The organism is Micromonospora sp. RTGN7, from assembly GCF_033804645.1.
Taxonomy (GTDB): domain Bacteria; phylum Actinomycetota; class Actinomycetes; order Mycobacteriales; family Micromonosporaceae; genus Micromonospora.
In genome coordinates this window covers 1-25,382 of sequence record NZ_JAPZLF010000018.1, presented here as the reverse complement: position 1 = coordinate 25,382, position 25,382 = coordinate 1, and the positions used below count along the sequence as shown (strand labels likewise).

At 73.6% G+C, this 25,382-nt stretch carries 22 protein-coding genes; 10 read left to right on the top strand and 12 right to left on the bottom strand.

From position 1 onward, the window contains the following. Positions 1 to 11: 11 nt before the first annotated feature. On the bottom strand, positions 12 to 953 hold the full coding sequence (locus tag SNR22_RS22800) for a diacylglycerol kinase family protein (RefSeq protein ID WP_320068681.1): 942 nt from the start codon (positions 951 to 953) through the stop codon (positions 12 to 14). 299 nt (positions 954 to 1,252) lie between these two features. Between SNR22_RS22800 and SNR22_RS22795 the strand changes: the two genes are divergently transcribed. The 4 genes from SNR22_RS22795 (at position 1,253) to SNR22_RS22780 (ending at position 5,518) form a co-directional block, all read left to right on the top strand. After that, positions 1,253 to 1,966 carry a tryptophan 2,3-dioxygenase family protein gene (locus SNR22_RS22795; RefSeq protein ID WP_320068680.1) on the top strand — a complete coding sequence of 238 codons (714 nt, stop codon included), beginning with the start codon at positions 1,253 to 1,255 and terminating at the stop codon, positions 1,964 to 1,966. A gap of 77 nt (positions 1,967 to 2,043) precedes the next feature. Further along, positions 2,044 to 3,315, top strand: coding sequence for a hypothetical protein (locus SNR22_RS22790; RefSeq protein ID WP_320068679.1), 1,272 nt, complete (start codon positions 2,044 to 2,046; stop codon positions 3,313 to 3,315). After that, positions 3,312 to 4,490 carry an aminotransferase class V-fold PLP-dependent enzyme gene (locus tag SNR22_RS22785; RefSeq protein ID WP_320068678.1) on the top strand — a complete coding sequence of 393 codons (1,179 nt, stop codon included), beginning with the start codon at positions 3,312 to 3,314 and terminating at the stop codon, positions 4,488 to 4,490. The genes SNR22_RS22790 and SNR22_RS22785 overlap by 4 nt, the downstream gene beginning before the upstream one ends. Then, the gene (locus tag SNR22_RS22780; protein ID WP_320068677.1) at positions 4,487 to 5,518 is read left to right on the top strand and encodes a methyltransferase; all 1,032 of its coding nucleotides are present in this window, start codon (positions 4,487 to 4,489) and stop codon (positions 5,516 to 5,518) included. The genes SNR22_RS22785 and SNR22_RS22780 overlap by 4 nt, the downstream gene beginning before the upstream one ends. A 162-nt stretch (positions 5,519 to 5,680) precedes the next feature. On the opposite strand, the gene SNR22_RS22775 is transcribed toward SNR22_RS22780, so the two are convergent. Beyond that, positions 5,681 to 6,697: a methyltransferase gene (locus tag SNR22_RS22775; RefSeq protein WP_320068676.1), complete on the bottom strand. Its 1,017-nt coding sequence runs from the start codon at positions 6,695 to 6,697 to the stop codon at positions 5,681 to 5,683. Between the two features lie 279 nt (positions 6,698 to 6,976). Here SNR22_RS22775 and SNR22_RS22770 point away from each other — a divergent pair, with 279 nt between their 5' ends. Then, the gene (locus SNR22_RS22770; protein ID WP_320068675.1) at positions 6,977 to 7,729 is read left to right on the top strand and encodes a zf-HC2 domain-containing protein; all 753 of its coding nucleotides are present in this window, start codon (positions 6,977 to 6,979) and stop codon (positions 7,727 to 7,729) included. A gap of 214 nt (positions 7,730 to 7,943) precedes the next feature. Here SNR22_RS22770 and SNR22_RS22765 read toward each other — a convergent pair whose 3' ends face one another. From SNR22_RS22765 to SNR22_RS22755, 3 genes are all read right to left on the bottom strand, one after another. Then, on the bottom strand, positions 7,944 to 8,474 hold the full coding sequence (locus tag SNR22_RS22765) for a PepSY domain-containing protein (protein ID WP_320068674.1): 531 nt from the start codon (positions 8,472 to 8,474) through the stop codon (positions 7,944 to 7,946). Between the two features lie 73 nt (positions 8,475 to 8,547). Continuing rightward, on the bottom strand, positions 8,548 to 9,831 hold the full coding sequence (locus tag SNR22_RS22760; protein ID WP_320068673.1) for a HAMP domain-containing sensor histidine kinase: 1,284 nt from the start codon (positions 9,829 to 9,831) through the stop codon (positions 8,548 to 8,550). Beyond that, on the bottom strand, positions 9,828 to 10,520 hold the full coding sequence (locus SNR22_RS22755; RefSeq protein WP_320068672.1) for a response regulator transcription factor: 693 nt from the start codon (positions 10,518 to 10,520) through the stop codon (positions 9,828 to 9,830). The genes SNR22_RS22760 and SNR22_RS22755 overlap by 4 nt, the downstream gene beginning before the upstream one ends. A gap of 102 nt (positions 10,521 to 10,622) precedes the next feature. Here SNR22_RS22755 and SNR22_RS22750 point away from each other — a divergent pair, with 102 nt between their 5' ends. After that, positions 10,623 to 11,087: a septum formation initiator gene (locus tag SNR22_RS22750; protein WP_320068671.1), complete on the top strand. Its 465-nt coding sequence runs from the start codon at positions 10,623 to 10,625 to the stop codon at positions 11,085 to 11,087. Between the two features lie 204 nt (positions 11,088 to 11,291). Here SNR22_RS22750 and SNR22_RS22745 read toward each other — a convergent pair whose 3' ends face one another. The 6 genes from SNR22_RS22745 to SNR22_RS22720 form a co-directional block, all read right to left on the bottom strand. Next, positions 11,292 to 11,615, bottom strand: a complete 324-nt coding sequence (locus SNR22_RS22745) for a TraR/DksA family transcriptional regulator (protein ID WP_320068670.1) — start codon at positions 11,613 to 11,615, stop codon at positions 11,292 to 11,294. Positions 11,616 to 11,956: 341 nt separating this feature from the next. Then, positions 11,957 to 12,919, bottom strand: coding sequence for a siderophore-interacting protein (locus tag SNR22_RS22740; protein ID WP_320068771.1), 963 nt, complete (start codon positions 12,917 to 12,919; stop codon positions 11,957 to 11,959). Between the two features lie 109 nt (positions 12,920 to 13,028). After that, positions 13,029 to 13,589, bottom strand: coding sequence for a GNAT family N-acetyltransferase (locus tag SNR22_RS22735; RefSeq protein ID WP_320068669.1), 561 nt, complete (start codon positions 13,587 to 13,589; stop codon positions 13,029 to 13,031). A gap of 245 nt (positions 13,590 to 13,834) precedes the next feature. Then, complete coding sequence (locus tag SNR22_RS22730; protein WP_320068668.1) at positions 13,835 to 14,797, bottom strand: superoxide dismutase; 963 nt, start codon at positions 14,795 to 14,797, stop codon at positions 13,835 to 13,837. Positions 14,798 to 14,919: 122 nt separating this feature from the next. After that, the gene (locus SNR22_RS22725) at positions 14,920 to 17,127 is read right to left on the bottom strand and encodes a carbohydrate-binding module family 20 domain-containing protein (RefSeq protein WP_320068667.1); all 2,208 of its coding nucleotides are present in this window, start codon (positions 17,125 to 17,127) and stop codon (positions 14,920 to 14,922) included. 372 nt (positions 17,128 to 17,499) lie between these two features. Then, a complete protein-coding gene (locus tag SNR22_RS22720; protein ID WP_320068666.1) occupies positions 17,500 to 19,002 on the bottom strand; it encodes an MFS transporter in 1,503 nt (500 codons plus the stop codon). Positions 19,003 to 19,105: 103 nt separating this feature from the next. On the opposite strand from SNR22_RS22720, the gene SNR22_RS22715 reads away from it, so the two are divergent. The 3 genes from SNR22_RS22715 to SNR22_RS22705 all read left to right on the top strand — a co-directional run bounded on the left by SNR22_RS22715 (position 19,106) and on the right by SNR22_RS22705 (position 22,531). Further along, the gene (locus SNR22_RS22715) at positions 19,106 to 21,238 is read left to right on the top strand and encodes a penicillin acylase family protein (RefSeq protein WP_320068665.1); all 2,133 of its coding nucleotides are present in this window, start codon (positions 19,106 to 19,108) and stop codon (positions 21,236 to 21,238) included. A 160-nt stretch (positions 21,239 to 21,398) separates the two neighbouring features. Further along, positions 21,399 to 21,563, top strand: a complete 165-nt coding sequence (locus tag SNR22_RS22710; protein WP_320068664.1) for a hypothetical protein — start codon at positions 21,399 to 21,401, stop codon at positions 21,561 to 21,563. Further along, positions 21,563 to 22,531: an N-acetylmuramoyl-L-alanine amidase gene (locus SNR22_RS22705; protein WP_320068663.1), complete on the top strand. Its 969-nt coding sequence runs from the start codon at positions 21,563 to 21,565 to the stop codon at positions 22,529 to 22,531. The genes SNR22_RS22710 and SNR22_RS22705 overlap by 1 nt, the downstream gene beginning before the upstream one ends. 45 nt (positions 22,532 to 22,576) lie before the next feature. Here the strand turns inward: SNR22_RS22705 and SNR22_RS22700 are convergent, their stop codons facing one another. Continuing rightward, positions 22,577 to 23,734, bottom strand: a complete 1,158-nt coding sequence (locus SNR22_RS22700; protein ID WP_320068662.1) for a helix-turn-helix domain-containing protein — start codon at positions 23,732 to 23,734, stop codon at positions 22,577 to 22,579. 178 nt (positions 23,735 to 23,912) lie between these two features. On the opposite strand from SNR22_RS22700, the gene SNR22_RS22695 reads away from it, so the two are divergent. Beyond that, positions 23,913 to 25,202 carry a YncE family protein gene (locus SNR22_RS22695; protein WP_320068661.1) on the top strand — a complete coding sequence of 430 codons (1,290 nt, stop codon included), beginning with the start codon at positions 23,913 to 23,915 and terminating at the stop codon, positions 25,200 to 25,202. The last annotated feature ends 180 nt before the right edge of the window (positions 25,203 to 25,382 follow it).

The following is a 25,382-nucleotide window of genomic DNA, read 5'->3' as shown; positions in this document are numbered from 1 at the left end:
ACCGCCCCTGGTCAGCGCAGCAGCCGGAGCGCGCCCGGCACCGCCGTGACCGTCAACGGCAGGTCAAGGGCACGTTCCCCGTCGGCGTAGGTGGTGATGCCCTCGGCAGCCAGTTCCACCGTCCGGGCCCGGTGGCTGCTCACCAGCGGATGCCGGACGTGGGTGCCCCGGTAGATGCTCGGCTTGACCCGGACCAGGGTGCGCCGGTCGAACCGACCGCCGACCACCACGTCGAGCAGCCCGTCGGTCTGATCCGCGTCCGGGCAGATCCGCATCCCGCCGCCGTAGCTGGCGCAGTTGCCGACGGCCACCAGCACCGCGTCGAGTTCCAGCGGCTCGCCGTCCAGCCGCAGCGTGTACCGGCGGGGGCGCAGCCGGGCCAGCTCCACCAGGATCGCCAGGTCGTACCGGCGGGGGCCACGCGGGTAGCGCATCCGGTTGGCCCGCTCGTTGACGATCGCGTCGAACCCGGCGGCGAGCACCGTTGCGTACCATCGCGTCGCGCCGGCCGGGCCGGTCATCCGGGCCAGGTCGACCGGGTGGGTCCGGCCGGCACGCAGGGCCCCGGCGACCGCCTCGGCGGCGACGAGCGGGTCGGCGGGCAGGCCGGTGTCGAGGGCGAAGTCGTTGCCGGTACCGGTCGACACCACGCCGAACGGCACCGTCGTGCCGGCGACCGCCTGCAGGCCGCGGTGCACCGTACCGTCGCCGCCGACGGTCACCAGGGCCGCGATCCCGTCGGCCACGGCCGCCCGGCACACCTGCTCTGCCCGGTCGGCGGTCTCCGCCGCCAGCAGGCGCACCGGGCGGTCCACCCGGGTCAGCCGCTCCAGCACCCCGGGCAGCAGCCCCCGGTGCCGCCCGCGGCCGGCGCTCGGGTTGGCGAGCACGGCGACGGGGCCCTCGGGACGCGGGCCCGGGGCGGCGTGGTCAGCGGCGGTCACGGCGAGCACCGTACCGCCTGCCGGACGTCGCGATCATCGTCCTGCCGGTCGAAAACCCGCCGGCGCACTCTGCCGCGGTCGGCAGGGCCGGGCGCGCGACGACCCGCGGGGATTGACTGCTATGAGCGGCCATGATAAATGGCTCGGAAAATGCCGCTAAAGCAGCGGAGACGGGACCATTCAGCGGCGCGGCGGGTAGTCCACGACCGGGACGTGACATATTACTGTCCGTCGTTGCATAATGGCCGCCGCAATGATTCGCTGCGGGTCGGTTGCAATCGCCGGCACCGATCGAAGGGATCCATTCGGTGAAGCGGGACCATGCACCTGTGCTGACCGGCGACGGCGCCACGGACTACGCGCGATACATGCGCACGGAGACGCTGCTGGACCTGCAGCGCCGCCCGGAGCAGATGGTCCACCGCGACGAGCTGCTCTTCCAAGTGGTGCACCAGTCCACGGAGCTGTGGCTCAAGCTGGCGGCGGCCGAGCTGACCGAGGCGACCACCCGTCTGACCGCCGGCGATCCGGCGGCGGCCGAACCGCTGCTCGCCCGGGCGGCGCTCGGGATCCGGCTGGTCACCGACCAACTGGAGATGTTCCGGTATCTGTCCCCGGTGGACTTCCAGGCGATGCAACCGGCGCTCGGCAACGGATCCGGCGCCGAGTCGCCCGGCTGGCGCCGCGTCCAGGGTGCGAGCCGCACGCTCGGCCGGGCCTTCGCCGACCACCTGGCGGAACAGCAGATCGACCTGCCGACGCTGCGCGACGGGAACCCGACGGACCCGGTCCGCCGGCTGGCCGAGGCGATGCTGGAGTGGGACGAACGGGTCGCGCTGTGGCGGGTGCGGCACTACCAGGCCGCGATCCGGGTCGGCGGTCACGGGGCCGCCGGCACCGAGGGCAGCCCGGCGAACGTACTGGTCCGGCTGATCGAACACCGATTCTTCCCGGAGTTGTGGCAGCTACGCGTCACCACCGCCGGGCCGGCCGGCGACGTGACCCACCCGCCGGCTTCCTGACCGGTCCCGCCGGCCCGAAAATCGCCGGAACATCCCCGTCCGTGTTTACCAGAATCGTGACGTCGAGGTGCGATTTCGTGCGCGAGTTGACAAACTGGCTGTCCGGTCGAGCCGACCCCGACAGTTTTCCCTACCTTCCGGTGACGGCCGAGTTCCAGCGCAGCGGCAAACACTTCGTCGGAAAGGAACTGCTCGCCCTCCTCGACGAGATCCGGGCGCGCTCCCGCGCGCCGGCGATTGACGAAGGCTCCGCTTCCGCACGGCTGCTGCGCGACTTCCTCGACGTGGCGCTGGACAAGTGGGACGGCCGGTACGACTACCGCAGCTACCTGGCACTGAGCCTGCTCGGGCTGCCCTGCCACGACGACGGCGACATCGGGTCGGGACGGGATCTCGCCACCGCCCGCCGAGATCGCGACCGGCTTTTCGTCCGACTGGTCGCCGACGCGCTGGCGTTCGAATCGGCCGCCGCCGCCGGCACCACCGACCTGCTCCCCGAGCAGCGCCCGACGCCGGCGCTCGGGGCGAAGCGTCACCGGCTGGGGATCCGCGCCGTCTCCCCCGCGCTGTCCCGCCTGGGCCTGGCCGCGACCGTCGACCATCCGGCGGTGGCAGCCGCCGCCCTGCATGCCCACGTCGTCGCCGACCGCAGCGCCACCGAGGAGCGGGCCCTGCGGCTGAGCATGCTGCCGGTGTACGTGGCGCACGACGAGTACCTGTTCATCCGGGTGCTCCAGGCATACGAGTGCACCTTCGCGGCGCTCGTCGATGAGCTGCGCGACACGATCGCGGCCCTCGCCGACGGGCGGGGGCGGGCGGCGGCCGAGCGGCTGGGGGCCGCCCGGGACCGGCTCGGCACCGCCGCGCCGCTGTTCTCGCTGCTGGCGAGCATGCAGCCGGAGTCGTTCCGGACGTTCCGGGCGTACACCGAGGGGGCCAGCGCCATCCAGTCCCGCTCCTACAAGGTGATGGAGTCGCTGTGCCGTACGCCCGAGGGGCCCCGGCTGGACTCTGCCGCCTACCGCTCGGTGCCCGAGGTGCGCGACCGGGTGCTCGCCGGGCGGCCGTCGGTCGACACGGCCTTCCGGGCGGCGACCCGCGACGGCCGGCTGGACGGGCCGGACCGGGCCCTGGTGGAGCGGCGGATGGGCGAGTTCGCCGAGGCGGTGCTCCAGTGGCGCCGCACCCATCACCGGCTGGCGACCCGGTTGCTCGGCGAGCGGCCCGGCACCGGATATACCGAGGGCACGCCCTACCTGGCCGAGGTCCGCGCGATTCCGGTCTTCACCGCCGTCGCGCCCGATCCGGACCTGCTCCCGCCCGAACCGACTGGAGGCTGTCCCGAGTGAGCACACCCGTACCGGCATCGGCGAGCGGCGGACCGAGGTGCCTCGACGCCACCGCGCACGCCGCCCTGCGCGCCCAGTTTCCCCTGCTGAGCACCTGCGTCTACCTGAACAACAACTCGACCGGCGCGGTGCCCCGGGACGCCGAGCGAGTGCTCACCGGATACTGGGAGACGCTGCGCACCTGGCGGGACGACGTGTGGCAGGGCTGGCACGAGGGCCTCGACCGGTACGCCGACGGGTTGGCCGCGTTCATCGGCGCACCGCCGGGCAGCGTGATCACCGACGCGAACCTGAGCACCCTGCTCAGCCGGGTCGCCTCCTGCTTCGACTACCGCGCGCCGCGCGACCGGGTCATCATCACCGACCTGGAGTTCCCGACCGTGCCGTTCGTGTGGAACGCGTTGCGCCGCCACGGCGCCCGCGTCGACGTGGTCGGCACCGGCGGCCCGACGTTCGACGAGGACGCGCTCGTGCGGCGCGTCGACGAGCGGACGCTGCTGGTGTGCGTGCCGCACGCCAGCTTCTCCTCCGGTGCCACCATCGACCTGTCGCGCCTGGTCGCACGCGCCCACGAGGTGGGTGCGCTGGTGGTGGTGGACGCCTTCCAGAGCGTCGGGATCATGCCGCTGGACGTGACCGCGCTCGGCGTCGACATCGTCCTCGGCGGCGCGCACAAGTGGCTCTGCGGGATCGCCACCGGCTTCCTGTACGTCCGCCCGGGCCTGGCACCCACTCTGGAACCGACGGCCACCGGCTGGCAGGCCGGTGATCGGGCGCTGACCTTCCGGCCGTCGACCGGCTGGGCCGACGGCGCCCAGCGGTTCGCCGGCGGGACCCCGTTCCCGCTCACCTCACTGGTCTCCCAGGTCGGCCTGGACCTGCTGGCCGGGGTGGGCATCACCGCGATCCGGGAACACTCCCTGGCGTGCACGTCCCGGATCCTGGCCCGCGCCGAGGCCGCAGGTGTCTCGGTGGTCAGCCCGACCTCGCCGCAGCGGCGCGGCGGCGTCGTCTGCCTGGACGTCGAAGACGGTGAGGCGGTCAAGCGGCGGCTGGCCGCGCGGGACATGATCTGCAGTTGGCGGGGCTACCTGCGGGTCGGGCCGCACGTCTACAACACCCTCGACGAGGTCGACGCGTTCATGGACGCCCTCGAAGAGGAGCTGGGCCGGTGAACGTCACGCTGTCGCCGCGGGCGCTGATGAGCCTGCTCGCCAACGGGCCCAAGGCCATGGACGTACTGGAGACCGCGCTCACCATGGGCCTGCTCGACGCGCTGGAGCCGGGGCCGGTCGCCCTCGGCGAGCTCGCCGAGCGGTTCGGGTTCCGGCCGCTACGGCTGTACAAGTTCCTGGACTGCCTGGAGAGCCTCGGATTCGTCGAGCGGAACGAATCCGGCGATGAGATCACCACCGCCACGTACCGGGCCGTTGCCGGGCTGCGCGACGCCGTGGCGGCGGTCGCCGGACCGGACGCCATCGAGCGGGACCGGGACCGGTACCCCTGGCGGCGGCTGCACGGCCGGCTGGCACAGAGCCTGCGCGGCGAGGTCAGCATGACCGACGACGACTTCGCGTGGCCGCCGCGCGACGACGAGCAGACCGCCGACTTCGAACGCAGCATGGCCGTCGGACTCGGCCCGGTGACCGAGACGGTCCACCGGCACGCGGACCGACTCTGGTCGGACCGGTGCCGCCTGCTCGACGTCGGCGGCGGCGACGGCACCCTCGCGGCGCGGGTGCTCGACGACGCTGCGTGGCTGCGGGCCGACGTCTACAACCTGCCGGCGGTGGCGCCGCTGGTGCAGGCGACGCGGGCCCGCTCCGGCCACCCGGACCGGCTCGGTTTCGTGGGCGGTGACTTCCTCGCCGAGCCGCTGCCCCACGGCTACGACGCGCTGGCCTTCGTCCGGGTGCTGCACGACTGGCCGAACGAGGTGGCCCGCCGGCTGGTCGAGAAGGCCTACGCCGCCCTCCCCCCGGGCGGCCTGCTGCTGATCTGCGAGGAGTTCCGCACCCCGGACCGGCTGGCGATGCAGTTCTTCTGGAGCTACTTCCTCATCGGCGTCGACAGCTGCGTCAGCCGGCTGCGGGAGGTGGAGTTCTACACCGGCCTACTGAAGGAGGTCGGCTTCACGCGGGTGCAGGTGCTGCCCGGCGGTTGGGAGCTGGTGACCGCGTACAAGCCGGAGACCGGGGCGTAAGCCGGCCGGTGGCCGACGGGTCGGGCCGGCCGACCACGGCGGGCAGGGCGGTGAGGTGCGCTCCTGCCCGCCGCCGCGGGCGTCCCGACGTTTCCCGCCGCCCGGCTCGGGGCGGGCGGCCGGAGCCGGGCGGGCCGCGGGACAGCCGCGGCGGCCCGTGGGTCAGGGGCGGCGGGCCACCACCGCGCCGTTGGCGCCCGGGGCGTCGAACCACGCCGTACGGACGTCGACGAAGCCGGCGTCGACGAGCCAGTCCGCGTACTCGGCGCGGGAGTAGTTCCTCCCGCCCTCGGTCTCGATCAGCATGTTCATGCCCATCAGGGCCGCGTCCGAGGGGCCGGTGCGCTCGTCGTTGAGCAGCAGCTCGCAGACGACGACCGCTCCGCCCGAGGGCAGCGCGGCGTGGCACTTGGCCAGCAGCGCCCGGTTCGTCGGCTCGTCCCAGTCGTGCAGGATCATGCTGAGCAGGATGACGTCGTGCCCGCCCGGCAACGCCGGCTCGGCCAGGAAGTCGCCGCCGACGGTCCCGATCCGCCCGGTCAGGCCCGCCGCCGCGATCTGCTGCTCGGCCTTCGCGCAGACGTGCGGCAGGTCGAAGATCGTCGCGCGCAGATCGGGCAGGCGGCGGCAGAACTCGACGGGGAAGGCACCCGCCCCGCCGCCGACATCGAGCAGCCGGGTGTGCGCGCCGAAGTCGTACACGTCGGCCAGGGCGCGGGCGGTGAAGCTGGAGGTGGAGACCATGGCGTCCCAGAACTGGGCGACCATGTCCGGGTCGGTGGTGTCGAACATCGACTGCTGGGTCTGCGGGTCCCAGGTGAGGGGCCGGTTGGTCCGCAGGGCCTCCCCCACTCGGTGCCAGGGCAGGTAGGTGCGCAGGTCGGAGTAACGGACCTGCGCGCCGAAGTAGTACGGGCGGCCCTCGACCAGGAACTGCTCGGCGAGTTCGGAGTTGCGGTAACCGTCGCCGGCCCTCTCCAGCAGCCCCAGCGACGCGCTCGCGGCGAGCAGCAGGTCTGCCGGGCGCTCGTCGAGGCCGAACTCGTCGGCCGCCTCGGCGACGGTGATGCTCCGACCGCCGGCCAGGCGGGTGAACAGGCCGAACTCGACGCCGACGGCGAGGGTCTTGAACCCCCAGACACCAGAGACGAGTCGCATGAGAGGAATGGGAGTGATCATCGGAAAATAAGATCACATCTCACACCTTCGTCCACAGTGGTCCGTCGGCGTGTCGGCCGTCGGCTGGCGACCTACCGGCGGCGGCGCGAGGGTGCGCGGACCCGCCGGTGACACCCGGTCGGAGCCGACGACGGTGGCCTCCCCGGGCCTCCTCCGATCGACGGCGGTCACCGCCGATCGCACCCGCGGCCGGGGGCAGACGGCGGCTGGCCGGACCGACGGTCACGTCCCGTGCCGGTGGCCGGGAACCACGCGCCGCCGGCGAGCGACTATCGGTACATGCGGTGTGAGCAGTGGCGGGAGATGCTGTCGGCCCAACTGGACGGGGAGGAGACCCCGGCCGAACGGGTCGCGGCCGAGGGGCACCTGGACACGTGCAGTGACTGCCGGGCCTGGTTCGACGCGGTGACGGCGGTCACCCGGCGGGCGCGGACCCGGGTGGTGCCGCCGGTGCCCGACCTGACCGAGGCGATCCTCGCCGCCGTGCCCGCCCGGGCCCCCCGTCGGCGGGCGCACGACTGGCGGGGCCGGCTGGTGGCCGGGTTGCGGACCCTGCTGGGCCTGGTGGGCGGCGTGCAGATGGTGCTCGGGCTGGCACAGATCGGGCGGGGCTCGGTCGTCGCCCACGCCCACGCGGCCGGCCAGCACCTGTGGCACGAGTCGGCGGCGTGGAACGTCGCCGTCGGCGCCGGGTTCCTCTTCGTGGCGGCGCGACGGTTCCCACCCACCGGCCTGCTGCCGATGCTCAGCGCCTTCGTCGCGACCCTGGTACTGCTGTCGGTGAACGACCTGATGACCGGCCAGGTGGCCGTGTCCCGACTGGTCAGCCACGGTTTCCTGGTGGTCGGCTGGGTGATCACCGTGCTGCTGTCGTGGCCCCGGATGCGGCCGGGCGGCCCGTCGCCACGGCAGGGCCGGTCACGGACCTCCCGGTGGCGGGTCGAGTTGGACCAGGCCGCACCGCCGACGCCGCTGCGCCTGGTGCCACCGCAGCCGTACTCCGCGCAGGCCGGCGACCGCCGGGCCGCCTGATCCCCCTGCACGGACGCAACGTCGGCGGGGCAGGCCCCGCGGATCCTCGCCACGAAGGCGGGGAAGGCCCCTCGCCGAGTCCTCGCGGGACACGTCAGGTCAGACGCACGAAGCGCCGACAGGCGAGGCGACCTTCCCACCGACAACCGTCGAACCAGCCAACCTCAGGTGGTCAGATCAGCCACACCATCAGGGGGCGATCCCCGCCGGGAAATCAGTCGTCGCTGTCGTCATCATCGTCATCATCGTCGTCGTCGGTGTCGTCGTCGGTGTCGTCGGTGTCGTCGTCGACCGGCTCCTGCTCGGCCTTGACCACGGCGCCGTCGTTGCGGTCCACGTCGACCTCGTGCTCGGTCTGCCCGTTGACGATCTCGACGCTCCAGACCTGGCGGCCGTCCTCCTCCTCGGCCTCGACCTCGACGATCCGACCGCCCCCGGCGCGCGCCAGCGCGATCTCGCCCGCCCGCCGCTCGTCGACGGCCCCGCCGGCCGCCGGGCCGGCTCCGGACGGCGAGGCCGCGCCGCTGGGCGTACCGGTGGTGGGCATGCCGGTCACCGGCGCCGACGTGGGGGCGGCGGTGACGCCGCCGTCCGGGCCGCCGGTCGCCGCCGGGGCCACGGTGGCGGCGGCCAGGGTGGTACGTCCGGCGCGCTCGTCGGAGGCCGTGGTGCCGAGGGCGACCCCGGCCACCGCCAGCATCGCCGCGCCGCCGACGGACGCCATGATCAGGGAATTGCGCTTCATCTCCGTTACACCTCTCCTCGGTTGCTGGCATCGAGGATCCGCCGGCGCGGGATAGCGGCGCGCTGCACCGACGCTAAGACCCGGTTAAGGTCGCCGGCGGTCCCAGCCACAGCCGCACCTCCGCCCCGCCGCCCTCGGTCGCGCGCAACTCCAGCCGGCCCCCGCCCGCCTCCGCCGCCCGGCGGGCGATGTCCAGACCCAGCCCGGTCGACCCGGCCGGGCTGGCTCCCCGGCGGACCGTGGCGGACGGCATGCCGGAGCCCTCGTCGGCCACGATGAGGACCACCTGGTCGGCCTCCTGGGCGAGGCGGACAGTGAACGCGGTGCCGTCCGGGGTGTGCGCGAACACGTTGCCGAGCAGCGCGTCGAGCGCCGCGGCCAGCTCGTCGGCGGGCACCCCGACCGGCAGCGGCCCGGACTCCAGCTCACAGCGGATCTCCCGCCCGGTGTCCTCGGCCAGCACCGACCAGAACGCCACCCGGTCGGCGACCACCGCCGACGCGTCGCCGCCGGTGGCGGCCGACGACCGGTCGCGGCGAGCCTGGCGAATCAGACCGGTCACCGCCCGCTCCAACCCGTCCACGGCGGCGGCGATCCGCGCCGCGTCCTGCGGCTCGCGCAGCGACTCTGCCTCCAGCCGCAGCGCCGTCAGCGGGGTGCGTAGGCGGTGGGACAGGTCGGCCACCTGCTCGCGCTCCTGGCCGAGCAGGACCTGGATCCGGGCCGCCAGGTGGTTGAGCGCGCCGGCGACCTCGCGCAGTTCGGCCGGCCCGGCGGGCGTCACCCGGGCATCCAGCTCGGCGTTGGCCAGCCGGTGCGACACCGTCGAGAGCTCCGCGATCGGCCGGAGCAGGGCGCGGGCCAACCGGTCGGCCACCACCAGCCCGACCAGCACCAGCAACAGACCGAGCAGGGCCAGCACCAACCAGGCCCGGGTCACCCCGGCGGTCAGCTCGGCGCTGGGGACCACCGTGCGGATGACCCCGGTGCCGTCGTGGCGGCCCTGCACGGCGATGACCACCTCGCGTCCCTCGTCCGACTCGACCGTGAGGCTGCGCCCCCGTTCGGCCAGGGCCACCGCGGGGGTCCGCGGGACGGGTGTGCCCAGCACCGTGTCGCCGGGCAGGAAGACGCTGACCGGCCGGCCCGACTCCGCGGCGAGCTGCTCGGCGGTCAGCCGGATGGTCGCGACGTCGGCCGTGCCCACCACCGGCACCAGGCTCTGCGCGTCCGCGGTCGCCCGGACCGTGGCCCGGTCCTCGGCCACGTCGCGCACCAGCAGGGCCAGCGGTACGAGGAAGGCCACCAGGGTGAGCACGCTGACCGCAGCGGCCAGCAGCGCCAGCCGCGCCCTCACCCGTCGCCGCCCGGGAAGTCCAGCCGGACCCCCACCCCCCGCACGGTGTGCAGGTAGCGGGGCTGCTGGGCGCTCTCGCCCAGCTTGCGGCGCAGCCACGACAGGTGCACGTCGACGGTCTTGTCCGCACCCCCGTACGGGATCTGCCAGACCTCGGTGAGCAGCTCCCGCTTGGTGACCACCTCGCCGGGCCGGGCGGCGAGGTGGTGCAGCAGATCAAACTCGCGCGGGGTCAGCTCGACCGGCCCGCCGTCGAGGCTTACCTGCCGTGAGCGCGGGTCGATGCGCAGCCCGCCCACCACGAGCGTCGGATCCTCCGCCGCCGAGCCGGACCCGCGCCGGAGCACGGCGCGGATCCGCGCGTCCAGTTGGGCGGCGGTGAACGGCTTGACCACGTAGTCGTCGGCGCCGGCGTCGAGGACCCGGACGATCTCGGCCTCGTCGTCGCGGGCGGTGGCCACGATGACCGGCACCGCGCTGACCGCCCGTAGCATCCGCAGCAGCTCCCGCCCGTCGAGGTCGGGCAGGCCCAGGTCGAGCACGACGAGGTCCGGCCGGTCGTCGAGGGCGTCGCGCAGTCCCGCCATCGCGGTGGACGCGGCGGCCACGGCGTGACCCCGGTCCCGCAGCGCCCGCGCCAGCGGTGCCCGGATGGTCAGGTCGTCCTCGATGAGCAGCAGGCGGGGCACACGATGCAGGCTAGCGGCCCCGGCCGCCGTCGGCCCGCTGCTTAACCCTCCCTTAGCGTCGTCCAGCGTTCCCGCCAACCTCCGATCGGGGATAGTCGGGGGATGCGCCGTCGTCGTCTCCTCGCCTTCGCCGGGTGGCTGGCCACCGCCGTGCTCGCCACCCTGGTCGGGGTGGCCGCGATCCGGCTGGTCGGGGAGAGCATCACCGGCACCCCGGGCGGGGTGCACAGCCAGGATGACGTCGAACGGGTGCTGGCCTCGCCGGAGGCGACCCCGACGACACCGGGTGGGACGCCGTCCACCGGCCCCGGCGCGTCGTCGCCGATGGCGTCCCCGGGTGGTGGCGCGCCCCGGGCCTTCGTGAGCGTCGGCGGCAGCGCGGTGGCCGAGTGCACCCCGGGCGGGGTACGGCTGGTCTCCTGGGCGCCCGCGCAGGGCTACCGGGTCGGCGACGCCGACCGGGGCCCGGACGACGACGTCGAGGTCACCTTCGTCGGGCCGGGCGGCGAGCACGAGTTGCGGCTGCGGTGCGTGGCCGGCCAGCCGATGGCCGTCGCCGACGACTGACCCGGCGACGACCATCGGCTGGCCGTCGGCCCTCTTCGGGCCCGCGCAACGGCAGCGGCAGAACGCACCCGGGTTACCGGGGCCGGAACGGGCCGCCCTCCGTGGATACGCAAGGGCGGCCCGTGGTTGGTGTCGACGGAAGACACCGGCGATCACTGCGTGCTGCCCGGCGCAGGGGCCAGCCCGGTGCCTCGCGGTCGACCGTCAGCCGTCGTGCTTACGCTGGCAGGGCACGCAGAAGCGGGCGTGCGGAACGACCTCCAGCCGCTCCGGCGGGATCTGCGCCCCACACGTGTCGCAGGTGCCGTAACGGCCGTCGGCGATGCGGCGCAGGGCGGCGGCGATACGATCCTGACTCAGCCGGGTCGCGGCGATCAGCGCGCCACGGGTGTGCGCCTCACCCGGGTCACCGGTGTCCGCGGTCAACTCGGTCAATCTCGCCGTCTGCGCCGCGTGCTCGTCGGTCAGCGTCACGCGCAGGTCGGCGAGCCACCGCCGGTCGCTCGTGCCCTGGATGTCCGTGCTCATGTCGCGTCCCTTCCGGGGAAAAGAAAAAGGGCCGAAGCTGAAGAGCTTCGCCCTGGTGGCCGTACCTGCGGATGCACTGATCCGCGGGCGGGCCACGCCCGGTGGGGATCGGACTTGGCAGCCCGTGGACGCAGTCGGCGCCGAGCGAAGGCGTGATCGCGGCCCGCGCGGTGATCGCGGCGGCGTGCGTGGTGGCAGCGGCGTGGTCCCGGACGGCGGCAGCCGTCGACGCCGTCACGACGGTGACGGCGTCGCGGACGAACGGCGCGGCCGGAAGCATCCGGCCACCATAGTCCGCCCCGCCGCGGAACCCCACCGGGTTCTCCGCAGCGGTGTCACGGTCAGACCGGGTCGGCACGGCCCAGTCGCCAGTAACCCATGAACGCCACCGCTCGCCGGTCCACTCCCCGCTCGGCGACGAGGTGCCGGCGCAGCGTACGGATCATGCCGGCCTCGCCGGCCAGCCACGCGTAGAGCGAACCCGGCGCCGGCACCGCCGGGTTGGGCACCTCCCAGAGGAAGTCCCGGTCGACGTCCACGTCGGCGATGGAGTCCCGGCCGGACGGGCCCGCCGGCGCCGGTGCACGGCGGGTCAACAGTTTCTCCGTCGCCGCGGCGACGGCCGGGACCAGGCGGCTGCCGTGGGGGGCGCCGTCGCGGGGAAGCCAGGAGACCTCGACGTCGGCCGGGGTCACGACGGAGAGCGCGTCGGCCGGCTCCGGCACCTCCAGCAGCACCCGCCCCCGGGCGTCGAGCGGCAGCCGTTCCAGGATGGCGCAGATCGCCGGCACGGCCGTCTCGTCGCCGGCCAGCAGCAGCCGGTCCGTCGCCGGTGGCCGGAACTCGATGCCGCCGTGCTCGCCGAGGTACCCGGCGTCTGGGCCGAGGATGACGGCCTCGTCGCCGGGGCGGACGCGGTGGGCCCATCGACTGGCCGGGCCGCCGTCGCCGTGCAGGACAAGGTCGATGTCCACCTCGGCCAGGTGCGGCCGGACCGCCCGGACGGTGTAGGTGCGCACCGGGCAGCGCTGGTCCTCGGGCAGAGCCCGCCACCGGGCGTGCCAGTCGGCGCCGTCGGGCAACTGGGCCCCGCGCCCCCCGGGCAGCGGCAGCACCAGCTTGATGCGCTGGTCGTAGCCGTTGTCGGCGAACCGGTCGAGGTCGGGGCCGATGAAGGTCACCCGCAGGAACGAGGGGCTGAGCCGACGTACGGCGCGGACCTCGACGGCGAACTGGCGCCACGGAGCGAGGGGCAGGGTCTGGGTCTGGGTGGCCCCGCCGTGGAGGTTCTCCTCCTGCGGCATCCGGACTCGATCATTCGACACGCGGTTAGGCTAGCCTAACCTCACGATCTCTTGTCAAGGCCTTCCGATCTTTCCTCCATCGGGCGACCGTCTCGTGGCGCCCCGAACCTCAGCCGAGCGCGACGGACCGGTCCAGGAAGAGCAACTGGGCCCGCTTCTCCGGCAGGTCGATCTGAAGCCCCGGCGCGAAGCCCGCCCGGATCAGCCGGGCGATCGCCCGATCGTTGCGCGCGTCCGGTTCGGCGACGATGCGCAGCCGACCCGGGTCGGCGAGCACGAAGGCCAGGAAGGCGTCGAGGAGGGTGGCGGTGAAGCCCGGCTCCGGGCCGCCGTCCGGCGGCCCGATCAGCAGGTGGATGCCGAAGTCGCCGGGCCGCACGTCGTAGCAGTCCCCTACCGGGTCGGCCGCCGGCTCGTACGTCTGAAAGAGCGCCGCCGGCCGGCCGTCCCGGTGGATCAGGTAGGCGTGATGGGTGTCGAGCGAGTCCAGGTACTCGTAGATTTCCAGCACCCGTTCGCGGCTGGCCTCGCGCATGCCCCAGAACCGCGATCGCTCCCGGGTGACCCAGTCGTGGATCACGTCGATGTCCTCGGCCGGCCGCACGGGCCGGATGGCCACCTCGCCGAAGCCGTCGATGTGACGCGACCACCCGGTCTCGGCTGTCGTCATGTCTCCTCGATCGGGAACTGTTAGCTCAACCGGACCGGGCCCACGGCGCTATCCATCGTCCACCGCCCGCGATCCGCTCGGATGACGGACTGGGAGATACCACCGGTGCCCTGACAACACCGCTCACGCGAGACGTAGGGACACCGTGGGCACGGTACCAGGAAGCCGCGCTTCGCCCGCAGAACAGCTTGTGGCCTCTGCTCGGCACCGGCGCGCGGCACGTGCACGTACCCGACGGCCGGTGGTCACGGACGGACCGCGACCACCGTGTACGGCGTGGCCGGGGTCGGCGGCGTGGTGAACCGGGCATTGGGCAGGTAGAGCCGGCCGAGGGACCGGGCGACCGTGGTCGGCACGTCGAAGTTCGGGTCAGTGATCGTCTTGGCGAGCGTGCCGACGGTACCGGCGCGGTTCAGCGTGACCACGGCGACCTGGTTCAGCCGGTTACGCACCACGTACAGGGTGCGGCCGTCCCGCAGTAGTCCGTCGCCGGTGGTGAACGTCTGCCCCGGCACGTCGACCGTGGTGGTCGCACCGGTCGCCGGGTCGACGCGGAACAGCGAGCCGGTGTTGGACTGCACCACGATCAGCCCAGACCCGTCCGGGGTGGTCGCGATGCCGTTGAGGTTGATCACGCCGTCGACCTGTTGGAACGCTCCGGTCAGCGGGATCGTGGTGACGGCCTCGGCCGGCGGTAGTCCCCCGTGGCGGCCGAGCGGCAGCCGGTACAGCACCGGCCGGTACGAGTCGGTGAAGTACGCGGCCCGGTCGGTGAGGACCACGTCGTTGACGAACGTCGGCGCGGCGCCGAGCCGGTAGGTGGCCAGCACCCCGCCGGTGCGGGTGTCGACGACGCGGGCGTCCCCGGCGGTGCCGCCGGAGACGAAGAGCCGGCCCCGGCGGTCGACCTTCAGGCCCAACGACGGGGTACCGGTGGCCGGGCTGATCAGCTCGCCCGTGCCGTCGATGAGGTCGGCGCGGTAGATGGCTCCAGTAGCGCGGGAACCGAGGTAGGCGTACCTGCCGTCGGCGGCGATGCCCTCGGGCTGAAACCCGTCGGGCAGGGCGACGACGCCGGGCCGGGCGGGACCGCCGTGGGCCCACGCCGGGCCGGCGACGCCGACGGTGGTGGTGACGGTCGCGGCCAGGGCGACGGCGAGTACGGTCCGAAGTCGACGGTGCACGGTGTGGGTTCCGGTATCCGACATGTCTTCGATGATCGGCCAACCCGCTCGGCTCGTCCACCCGGGCGTGGGTGGCCCCGACCGGTGGTGGCCTCCCGGCTACCGCCGCGCGGGGCCGGCCACCACCGGTGTCGGTGGCCTCCCGGCTACCGCCAGGTGTCGGTGTTGGTCCGGGTGCCGGTGGCCGGGGTGGTGAAGGTGCGGTTGCCGCCGGACTCCCAGGTGACGGTGCCGTCGGAGTTCTTCTTGAGGTACTTGTACTCGACGGCGGTGTTCGGGGGCAGGTTCAGCGTGGCCCGCCAGAGCGGGTAGTCGGCCGAGGAGAGCGCGACGGCGTTGGCCGGGCTCCAGCCGCCGAGGGCCACGATATTGCCGACGACATAGACGTTCTGGCCGTAGCTGGTGGTGACGGTGGCGTGGAACGAGGTGGCGATCTGCCCGCCGGGAACGGTGTCGCCGCGGAAGGTCTCGGTCACCGCGTAGCTGCCGCTCGCCGGGGTGGTGAAGGTGCGGTTGGCCCCGGACTCCCAGGTGACGGCCCCGGCCGCGGTCTTCTTGAGGAACTTGTACTCCACCGCGGTGGACCGGGGCAGGTCGACCACCGCCCGGTACGTGTTGCCGCCCTGGGCGGTCAGCCTGACGGCGTCGGCCGGGGCCCAGGTGCCGAGGGCGGGGATGCTGCCGACGACGTAGACGTCCTGGCCGGCGGCCGGGGTCGCATTGACGGTGAAGGTGGTGGCGACCTTGTCGGTGGGGCCGGCCGTGGGCGATGCGGTGGCCGTCGGCGATGCGGTGGCCGTCGGCGACGGCGTGGCACCGCCGGGCCGGGCGTTGACGTGGATCGCGACCGCGTTGTTGGCGGGGATCGCCACGGTGGCCCGGCCGCCGGAAACGGTGACGGTCGTGCCGGCGCAGCCGGCGGCGGTGGCGGGGCCGGAGACGACGTCGCAGTACTGGCCGTCGGCGAGGCCGGTGGTGAACGTGGCGGTGGTGGCGCTGCCGGAGTCGTTGACGCCGAACCAGGCGCGGTCGCCGCGGTGGAAACCGATGACGTTGCTGTTGACGGCGGTGAAGTCGGAGACGGTCTTGACGGACCGGGCGGCGTTGGCCCAACCGACCATGCCCTTGACTCCGGTGGACTGGGTCAGGCAGGTCCAGGCGGCACCGCAGGCGGTGTCGGTGACGTAGCCGCTGCCGTTGGCCGGCGGGGACTGGTTGCGGCCGTTCCAGGAGAAGCTGTCGTAGACCGAGGGCTTGCCGTGCGGGTAGGCCAGGGCGAAGTAGTTGGCCAGGGTGTAGTCGGTGCCGTTCTTGTAGGACAGCACGACCCCGTCGCGCTCCAGGTCATGGTTGGTGACCATGGCGAAGACGTTGGCGCTGGGGGCGTCGAGGTTCCAGCTCGGGAGGTTGGCGAGGGTGGAGATCGAGCCCTGGAAGGCGGACCTGAGGCCCTTGGCGTACGCGAAGTCGAGCACGTCGCCGTTGCCGGTGAACGCGCGGGCCTTCAGGGCGTCGTTGCTGGCGCCGTCGAAGATCTCCTGGGCGACGTACGGACGCTTGTTCTCGGCGACGGTGTTGTTCAGCTTGCCGAGGATGGCCGCGAAGTCGTCTTTCTTGATGTGCTTGACCGCGTCGACCCGGAAGCCGTCGACGCCGAGGCCGATCATGTCGTTGAGGAAGCCGGCGATCTTCGTGCGGACGCTGTCCTTCTCGGTGTACAGGTCGGTCAGGGCCAGCAGCTCGCAGCTGGTCACCTGGGCCTCGTTGTTCCAGTCGTTGATACCGCCGGAGGTCGGGCAGTTGTCACCGGGGCGGTGGAAGTCCCCGGTGCCGTAGGGCACGGCCGGGAAGCTGTAGCCGGGGCCGGAGAAGTCCGTGCCGGCGTAGCCGACGACCTCCTCGGGGTTGTTCGCGCCGGCCATGTGGTTGACGACCGCGTCGACGTACACCCGAACGCCGGCGTTGTGGCAGGCGGTGACCATGCCGGCGAACTGCGCCCGGCTGCCGAAGCGGCTCTCCAGCTTGTACGACACCGGCTGGTACACCTCGTACCAGGGGTGCACGCCGTCGATGCTGTTGGGCAGGCTGACCGACTCCTGGGGCGGGGCGACCTGGACCGCGCCGTACCCGGCGGGACCGAGGTGGTCGGTGCAGGCGGCGGAGACGGATGTCCAGTTCCACTCCCACAGGTTGGCCGTCACCTCGCTGTCGTTGAGGGCGGCGGCGGCGCGGGCGGGAGTGGAGGTGGCGTTGGTGGCCGCGGCGACGGCCGCGGTCGCACCGGAGACGACGACCGCGGCGGCGAGCAGGGCTCGGCCGACGCGGCCAGCTAGGGGTGACCTCAGAGATGGCATGACAGGGGACCTTCTTCCAGGGGTCGAAGAGGCTCTGGCGGGAATGGACGGTCGTCCGGGTAGCAAGACGATGCGGGATGCCTGAAAGGATTTGCAAGACCTTGCGGCAAGATTTTCGAAACCTGCCAGAAACCTGGGGTTCACAGCACCCCTTCGCCGCCACATCGGACGCCATGAGTCAGCGCCGGAGCGTCATCCCACCCGCCACACCGCCCCCGGGACCGGGGAGGCCCCTCCGTTCGCGGCGGAATCGACACCGCACCGGGCAAGCAAGAATTTCCAGAATCTTTCTGCCATTTTGCTGCAAAGCTACCGGCGCGTCGAACCCTGACCACCGTGGACGGCGGGCGAACCCATCGGTCCGGTCGCCGCTCAGCCGACCCGTTCCGCCCGACGCAGCAGCCACGCGGCCAGCAGCCCGCCGACGAGAACGGCGATCGCCCCCACCGTCTGTCCGGCCTCCGACGCGGCGCGGAAGGCGTCCGTGACCAGCCCCCGCTCGGTCTCACCCCCGGCGGCGGCCAGTGCGGCGGGGAACGAGCCGGCACCGGCCAGCGCGGCGGGCAGCAGCCCGGCGAACCGGGCGTTCAGGACGGCCCCGAGGACGGCGACCCCGAGGCTGCTGCCGACCTCCGTCATGGTGCCGTCCACACCCGCGCCCGCACCCGCCTTCTCCGGCGGGATCGCGCTCATCACCGCCTCCACGATCGCCGGGTTGGCCAGAGCGCAGCCGGTGCCCATGGTGAGCAGGCCGGCCAGCAGCACGCCGTAGCCGTCCGAGGGGGCGCGGGTGACCAGCAGCAGGCCGCCGGCGAGCAGGGTCATGCCGACCGCGATGGCACCGGCGGTACCGAGCCGGTGGATCACCCGGGCGGCGATCCCGGCGAGGTTGAGCACGACGATGGCCAGCGCGAAGGGCACCATCCGCAGGCCCGCCTCCCAGGCCGGATAGCCGCGCACGAACTGAAGGTGCTGGGTCAGCAGGAACAGCGCGCCGGTGGCGCCGAAGGTGATCAGGACGACGCCGGAGACCGCGCCGACGAAGCGGCGGTTGCGGAACAGAGCCATCTCCAACATGGGATGGGCCACCCGCCGCTCCCACCACACGAACGCGGCGAGCAGCAGCGCTCCCCCGACCGCCGCGCCGAGCACCGGGGCGGAGCCCCAGCCCCGGTCGGGGCCGGCGATGATCGCGTACACCACGGCGGTCAGGCCGGACGTGGAGAGCGCCACCCCGGGGAGGTCGAGGCGTCCGCCGGCCGGCCCGCGGGACTCCGGCACCAGGACACCGGCCGCCGCCAGGCAGACCACCACGATCGGAACGTTGACCAGGAAGATCGCCTCCCACGGGAAGTGGGCCAGGATGAGCCCGCCCACGGGCGGTCCGGCGGCGAAACCGAGCGCGCTGGCCGCCGCCCAGATGCCGATCGCCCGGGGCCGCTCGGCGACGTCGAAGACCTGCATAGCCACGGCGAGGGTGGCGGTGACGAGCAGGGCGCCGCCGATCCCCATGCCCGCGCGGGCGGCGATGAGCTGCCCGGTGGACTGGGCCAGCGCGGCGGCCAGCGAGCCGACTCCGAACAGCACCAGGCCGGCCAGGAGCAGTCGGCGCCGCCCGTACCGGTCGACGGCGCTGCCGGCGGTGAGCAACAGTCCGGACTGGACCAGCGCGTACGCGTTGATGGTCCACTGCACGTCGGCGGTGCTGGCGCCCAACTCGGCGGTGAGCACGGGCACCGCCACGGTCAGCACGGTGTTGTCGAGCACCACGGTGACCTGGGCGAGACAGAGCACGGCGAGGATCAGCCACCGGGTGGGCAGCGGACGGGCGGGAACGGGCGACGGCGCGCGGACGGCGGGGTCGGAGAGGCTCATGGCGGTCCTCGACGGTACAGGGGTGGACGACGGTCAGTTTCCCGGTTCCGCTCGGCGCACCCCCGCAGTAAGGTCTACCTAAGTTAGGGGAGGGTAGCCTGAAGTGAAGCCGTCGTGGAAGCCGACCTCGCCGCACGCCGGGACGACCGGCATCCATCGAGACTCCTGGGGCGTGCCGCACCTGTGGGCCGACACCGTGGACGACCTGGCCCGGCTCCAGGGCCGGGCCGCCGCGATCGACCGGGCCTGGCAGATCGAGACGGAGCGGTGGCGCTGCGAGGGCCGACTCGCCCAGCACGTCGGCCTCGCCGAGGTGGGGTGGGACCGATTCGCCCGCCGAGCCCGGCTCGACGACACCGCCCGGCGCTGCTACGCCCGGCTCGACCCCGCCACCCGGCGCTGGATCGCCGCGTACGCCCAGGGAGTCAACGACGGGCTCGCCGAGGGGGCCGCCGACGCGCCGGAGTTCGCGGCCACCGACTGCGCCCCCGGCCGGTGGCGGCCGTGGTCCCCGCTGGGGGTCTTCCTGGTGCAGCACGTGCTCTTCGCCACCTTCCCCAACAAGCTGTGGCGCGCGCACGTCGCCGCCACCCTCGGGCCTGCGGCGGCCGGTCTCTTCGCCGCCGAGCCCCCCGCCGGCTCGGGAAGCAACGCCTGGGCCGTGCCCGCCGACCCGGCCACCGGCCGAGCCCCGGTCCTCGCCGGCGACCCCCACCGGATCCTCGAACTGCCCGGCATCTACCACCAGGTGCGCCTGGCCTGCCCCGAGTTCGACGTGGTCGGGTTCGCGTTCCCCGGCGTCCCCGGCCTGCCGCACTTCGGCCACGCCGGCGAGGTGGCCTGGGCGGTGACCAACGCGATGGCCGACTACCAGGACCTCTACCGCGAGCGGCTGCGCCACGACGGCGACCGGGTCCTGGTCCGCGAGGCCGACGGCTGGGCCCCGGCCCACCGCCACGTCGAACTCATCGGGGTACGCGGCGGCGACCCCGTGCCGGTCGAGGTGATCGAGACGCCCCGCGGCCCCGTCATCGACCACGACGAGGGCACCGGCGAGGCGATCAGCCTACGCACCCCCACCCGGGTGGAGCAGCGCCTCGGCTTCGACGCCCTGCTGCCGCTGCTGCGGGCGCGGACCGTCGACGACGTCGCCACGGCGCTGAGCCGCTGGGTCGAGCCGGTCAACAGCGTGCTCGTCGCCGACCGGTCGGGGTCGGTCACCCAACTCGTCGCCGGCCTCGTCCCGCTACGCGACGAGCGGTGCCGGCGGGAGCCGGTGCCCGGCTGGGAGCCGCGCTACCGCTGGACCGGCGAGTACGCCCCGATGCCCCGGGCCTCGGTGAGCGGGCCGGCGGTCTGTGCCAACGACCGCCGCCCCGACGTGGCCGCGCTCGGCGTCGACTTCGCCCCGCCGCACCGTGCCCGCCGCATTCGTACGCTGCTGGCTGACGGGGCCGAGCCGGCCGCCGTGCACACCGACGACCGGTTGGACGCCGCCGTGCTGCACGACACGCTCGGCAAAATCGACCCCTACGGGCTCAGCGGGCCGGCGTTGGCCCTGCGCAACCGGCTGGCCGCGTGGGACGGGCGGATGCGCGCCGACAGCGCCGACGCCGGCGCCTTCGCCGCGTGGCGGGCGGCGCTGGCCCGACGCCTGCACGACGACCCGCTGCTGCGCCCGCTGCGCGCCCCGAGCGCGTACGACGCGCTCTTCGCGCCGTGGACCGACCCCCTGGCCCGGATCGGCCACGCCCTGGACGCCGTGGTGGCCGGGCTGGGTCGCCTCGGCGGCGATGTCGTCCCGGCTGCGGCCGGGGCGCTGGAGGACGTGGCGCACGGCGACCCCCCGGGCGTCTGGGGGCGGCGGCACGTCCTGCACCCGGTCCACCTGTCGGTGGCCCCGGAGGTCGCCGCCGCGACGGAGGCGATGCGCGCGCGGGTCGCCCTCTCCGGCGACAGCGACTGTGTGCTGGCCACGACCAGCGTCCCCGGGGTCTCCGACGCGTGCTGGCGGGGCCCGGTCGGCCGCTACGTGTGGGATCTGACCGACCGGGCGAAGAGCCGGTGGGTGGTGCCGTTCGGCGCGTCCGGCCGCCCCGGCGACCCGCACTTCGACGACCAACTGCCCCGGTGGGCCGCCGGCGAGCTGATCCCGGTGGTCACCGACTGGCGGCAGCTCACCCCCGAGCCCGACTCGAGGAGTTCCGGCGACCGCCCAGGGCCGGCGGTCGACTGACCTCGACAGCCGGTCGCCGGGACCGCAGGGGTGACTTCGGTCGGAAACTTTCACGGGCGCAACAGGGCGCGAAGGGTATCGACATCGACGCTCACCACGGTATAGCGTGCCCGTCATCGAGATCGATCGACGGGAATCCCGTCCGTCACCGAGGAGTTCCGTGGCCACCTCGTCCTCCCCCCAGCTGCGCCGCCGCCGCCTGCTCGGGCTGTCGGCCCTGCTGGCGGTCGCGTTCACCGCCACCGCCGCCGTCACCGCCCGGCCCGCCCCGGCCCGCGCCGCCGCGCAGCCCGAGTGCCTGGCCGACCTGATCGAGACCTCCTGATGGCCACCGTCACCTGGCTCGCCGACGTGCTGCGGGCCGCGGGCGTACAGGTCGTCGAGGAGGGCGACTGGCGCAACCGGATGCGCCCGGGTGACTTCGCCCCGATCGGCGTGCTGTGGCACCACACCGCGTCCACCTCCAGCGCGACCAACCCGCACCCGGCACTGAACATCTGCATCAACGGCCGCACCGACCTCGCCGGCCCGCTCTGCCAGGCCCTGGTCGACTACAACGGCGTGTTCCACCTGATCTCCGCCGGCCGGAGCAACCACGCGGGTGCCAGTCGCGGCAGCGGCCCGATCCCGGCCGGCGACGGCAACACCCTCATGATCGGCTGGGAGATCGACTACAACGGCGTCAACCAGGAGATGACCACGGCCCAGTACAACGCCTGCGTCGCCGCCACCGCCGCCGTGCTCACCCGCCTGGGCCGGGACTCCAGCTACGCCCGGGGGCACCGGGAGACCAGCACCAGCGGGAAGATCGACCCGTCGTTCATCGATCTCGACGTGATGCGCGCCGACGTCGCCGCCAAGATGTCCGGCGGCGGCACCGCGTGGAGCGCGGTCGTGGACAACTCCACCGCCGGGCGGTTCACCGCCAGCGCCCAGTGGGGCCTCTCCTCGTACTCCGGGCAGCGCTACGGCGCGGACTACCGCTACGCCGACCCGGTGCTCTCCAGCGACGTCGCCTGGTACAAGGTCAACGTCCCGGCGGCCGGAAACTACCGGGTCGACGCCTGGTGGCCGGCGACCTCCGGCTACAACAACGCCACGCCGTACCTCGTGGCCACCACCACCGGCAACAAGACGGTCACCGTCGATCAGCGTGCCAACGGTGGGCAGTGGCGTTCCCTCGGCACCTTCGCCCTGCCGGCCGGTGACGCCAACCGCGTCGGCGTCAGCCGGTGGACCACCGGCACCGGCCTGGTCATCGCCGACGCGATCCGGCTCACCCGGGTCGTCTGAGGCCACCGCAGGGGGGTGGGTCGCGTGCCGTGCGGGCGGCACGCCTCAGCCCCGCTCCAGCCAGGTCCGCAGCGCCCACCACCAGCGCACGGTCTGGGGCACCGACCACCGGCCGCCCGGCTCCGCGAGGGTCGGCGGCAACCCGACGACCTCCTGCAACCGGCGCAGCCGGTAGCGGACGGTGTTCGGGTGCAGGTGCAGGGCCGCGGCCGTCCGGTCCAGCCGCTGCCCGTGATCCAGATAGGTCAGTGCGGTCGAGGCGAGCTGCCGGTGGAACTCGTCGGCCGGGTCGAGGTGGCCGAGCAGTTCCCCGCTGACCAGCTCGGCCAGCTCCGGCTGGGCGGCCAGCGCGGTCTCGCCGGCCAGGTCGACCACCGGGTGCAGCCCGCGTAGCCCGGCCCGGGCGGCGACGCGCAGGGCGGCCACGCAGAGCCGGTGCAGGGCTGGGGCCTCGGCCAGGGGCCGGGCCGGCGCGGCCACCACGAGCATCGCCCGGTCGAGCGGGTCGGCCGGCAGCCGTGGGCACAGGCCGGCGAGCCGGTCGTCGACCGTGCCGAAGACTCCCCCTCCGCCGCGCAGCTGCCGCTCCACGATGGGAATCCGGGTCGGATCGGTCAGGTCGGTCACCACGCAGTGGTACCGGCCGTCCGGACGCAGCCCGAACCCGGCCGGGTCGTCCGGCCGGCCGTCGCCCGGCTCGTCGAGCAGCAGCCGCCGCAGCAGCCGGTCGCGGGCGTCCCGCCGGGTGCGGACCAGTTCCCGCTCCGCCGTGTGGTACCCGTCGACGAGGGCCCGCTCCAGGGCGCTCGCGTACCGGCCGAGCTCCAGCAGGGCCTCCAGCAGCGCGGTGTCGGGGATCCCGGCCGCTCTGCCCCGGTCCAACGCGATCTCCACCATCCGCTGCCGGCCCGCCTGCACGCCTTGCAACAGGCCCGCGACGGAGACGCCCTGTGCGGCCCGGTCGGCGCCGAGGCGCCGAGCCTCCGCGAAGTCCCGTTCGCTCGGCTCCTCCAGCCGCTGAAAGGACGCCACCCCGGCGGTCAGCAGGGCCGCCACGTGCCGGCAGTTCTCCGCCTGCGGCAGCCGCGCCACCTCCGGGGAGTGCACGCGGGCCGCCTCGGCCATCTCCTCCACGACGCGTCGGTCCGCCGCCAGGTCGCGCAGCAGCGCGCCGAGGGATCCGGTCCGCTCGGCCAGCGCCATCGGCCCACTCCCCTCGCGACGGCCACTGTGGCCCGCCCACAACGTTCCGGCCGGCTTTTGGTTCCCGTCACCTACCGGGAGTCCGGCATCGACTGGTTTCCTTCTGTTACCGCAAAGTAACACCGCGTCCCGTGCTGCGGAACGCCTCCACCGGCCGCCCCACCCCCAGGAGCAGTACATGACCACAGCATCACCCGAACTCCCGCGCGCCCACCGTCGCCGATTCCGCGGGTACGGCGCCCTCGCCACCACCCTCGCCGTCGTCGCGGCCCTCGCGCCGATCCCGGCCGCCGCTGCCCCCGCCGCCCCCACCCCCGCCGCCCTGGACGAGGTGATGTTCGTCGGCAACAACTGGGAGGGCACCGTCGACGTCATCCGCTCCCGTGGCGACTACGCCCGCCGTGGCCGGATCAACGTGGTCCCGGACAAGCAGAAGCGACTCTGGGAGATCTACCTCAATCCCCTCAAGCTCGCCTTCTACCTGGGCATCCAGCAGGGCCCCGGCGAAGGGCACGACCAGCTCGTCGACGACATGTACACCACCCCGGACGGCACCGCGCTGGTGGCGTCCCGGCCCAGCTTCGCCGACGTCGTCTCGATCGACCTGAGCACCGGGGCGGTGCGGTGGCGCTTCCCGGTCTCCGGGTTCCGCTCGGACCACATGGCGGTCTCGCCGGACGGCACCCGGGTCGCGGTCTCCGCCTCCACCTCGAACAAGGTGCACGTCCTCGACATCAACACCGGCCGGCAGCTCGGCTCGTTCAGCACCGGCGACAAGCCGCACGAGAACCTCTTCACCGGCGGCGGCCGGCACATCTGGAACATGTCCATCGGCGAGGTGAACACCTCCCTCGACGACCCCTCGCAGGACTGGACCAAGGGCGATCGGCACATCACGATCGCCGACGCCGGCACCCTGCAGACGGTGAAGGAGATCGACATGCGGCCCCGGCTGGACGCCGTCGGCCGCAGTGACCTCTCCGACGCCGTCCGGCCCGCGGTCTTCACCCCCGACGAGCGCAAGCTCTACTTCCAGGTGTCGTTCTTCAACGGCTTCGTCGAGTACGACGTGGCCACCGACGCGATCACCCGGGTCGCCACCCTCCCGAAGAACCCCAACACCAGCGAGGACCGCACCACCTGGGTCAACGACTCCCGGCACCACGGCCTGTCGATCAGCCCCAGCGGTGCGAAACTCTGCGTCGCCGGCACCATGGACGACTACGCCACCGTCGTCGACCGGGCCACCCTCGCCCCCGGCCCGCTGGTCACCGCCAGCAAGCCGTACTGGGCGACGGTGAGCGGGGACGGCCGCGACTGCGTCATCTCCGAGTCGGGCGCGGACCAGGTCACCGCGATCAGCTTCGCCACCGGCCAGAAGGTGGTCAGCGTGCCCGTGGGTGACCACCCGCAGCGGGTCCGGATCGGGCACCTGCCGAGCGGCTGGACGCCGCCGGCCGCCCAGTAGGCCCGGCGCACGGCGCGGCCCCGGCCGGGGGCCCCCCCCGGGCCCCCCGGGGGGGGGGCGGGGCCCCCCCCCGGGCTGGTCGGCACCCACGCCACCGTCTTCATGCCGGTGAACGCGCCGCTGCCGAAGGTCGCCGCCACCAAGGGGTACGGCGCCCAGATCGAGTTCGCCGGCAACACC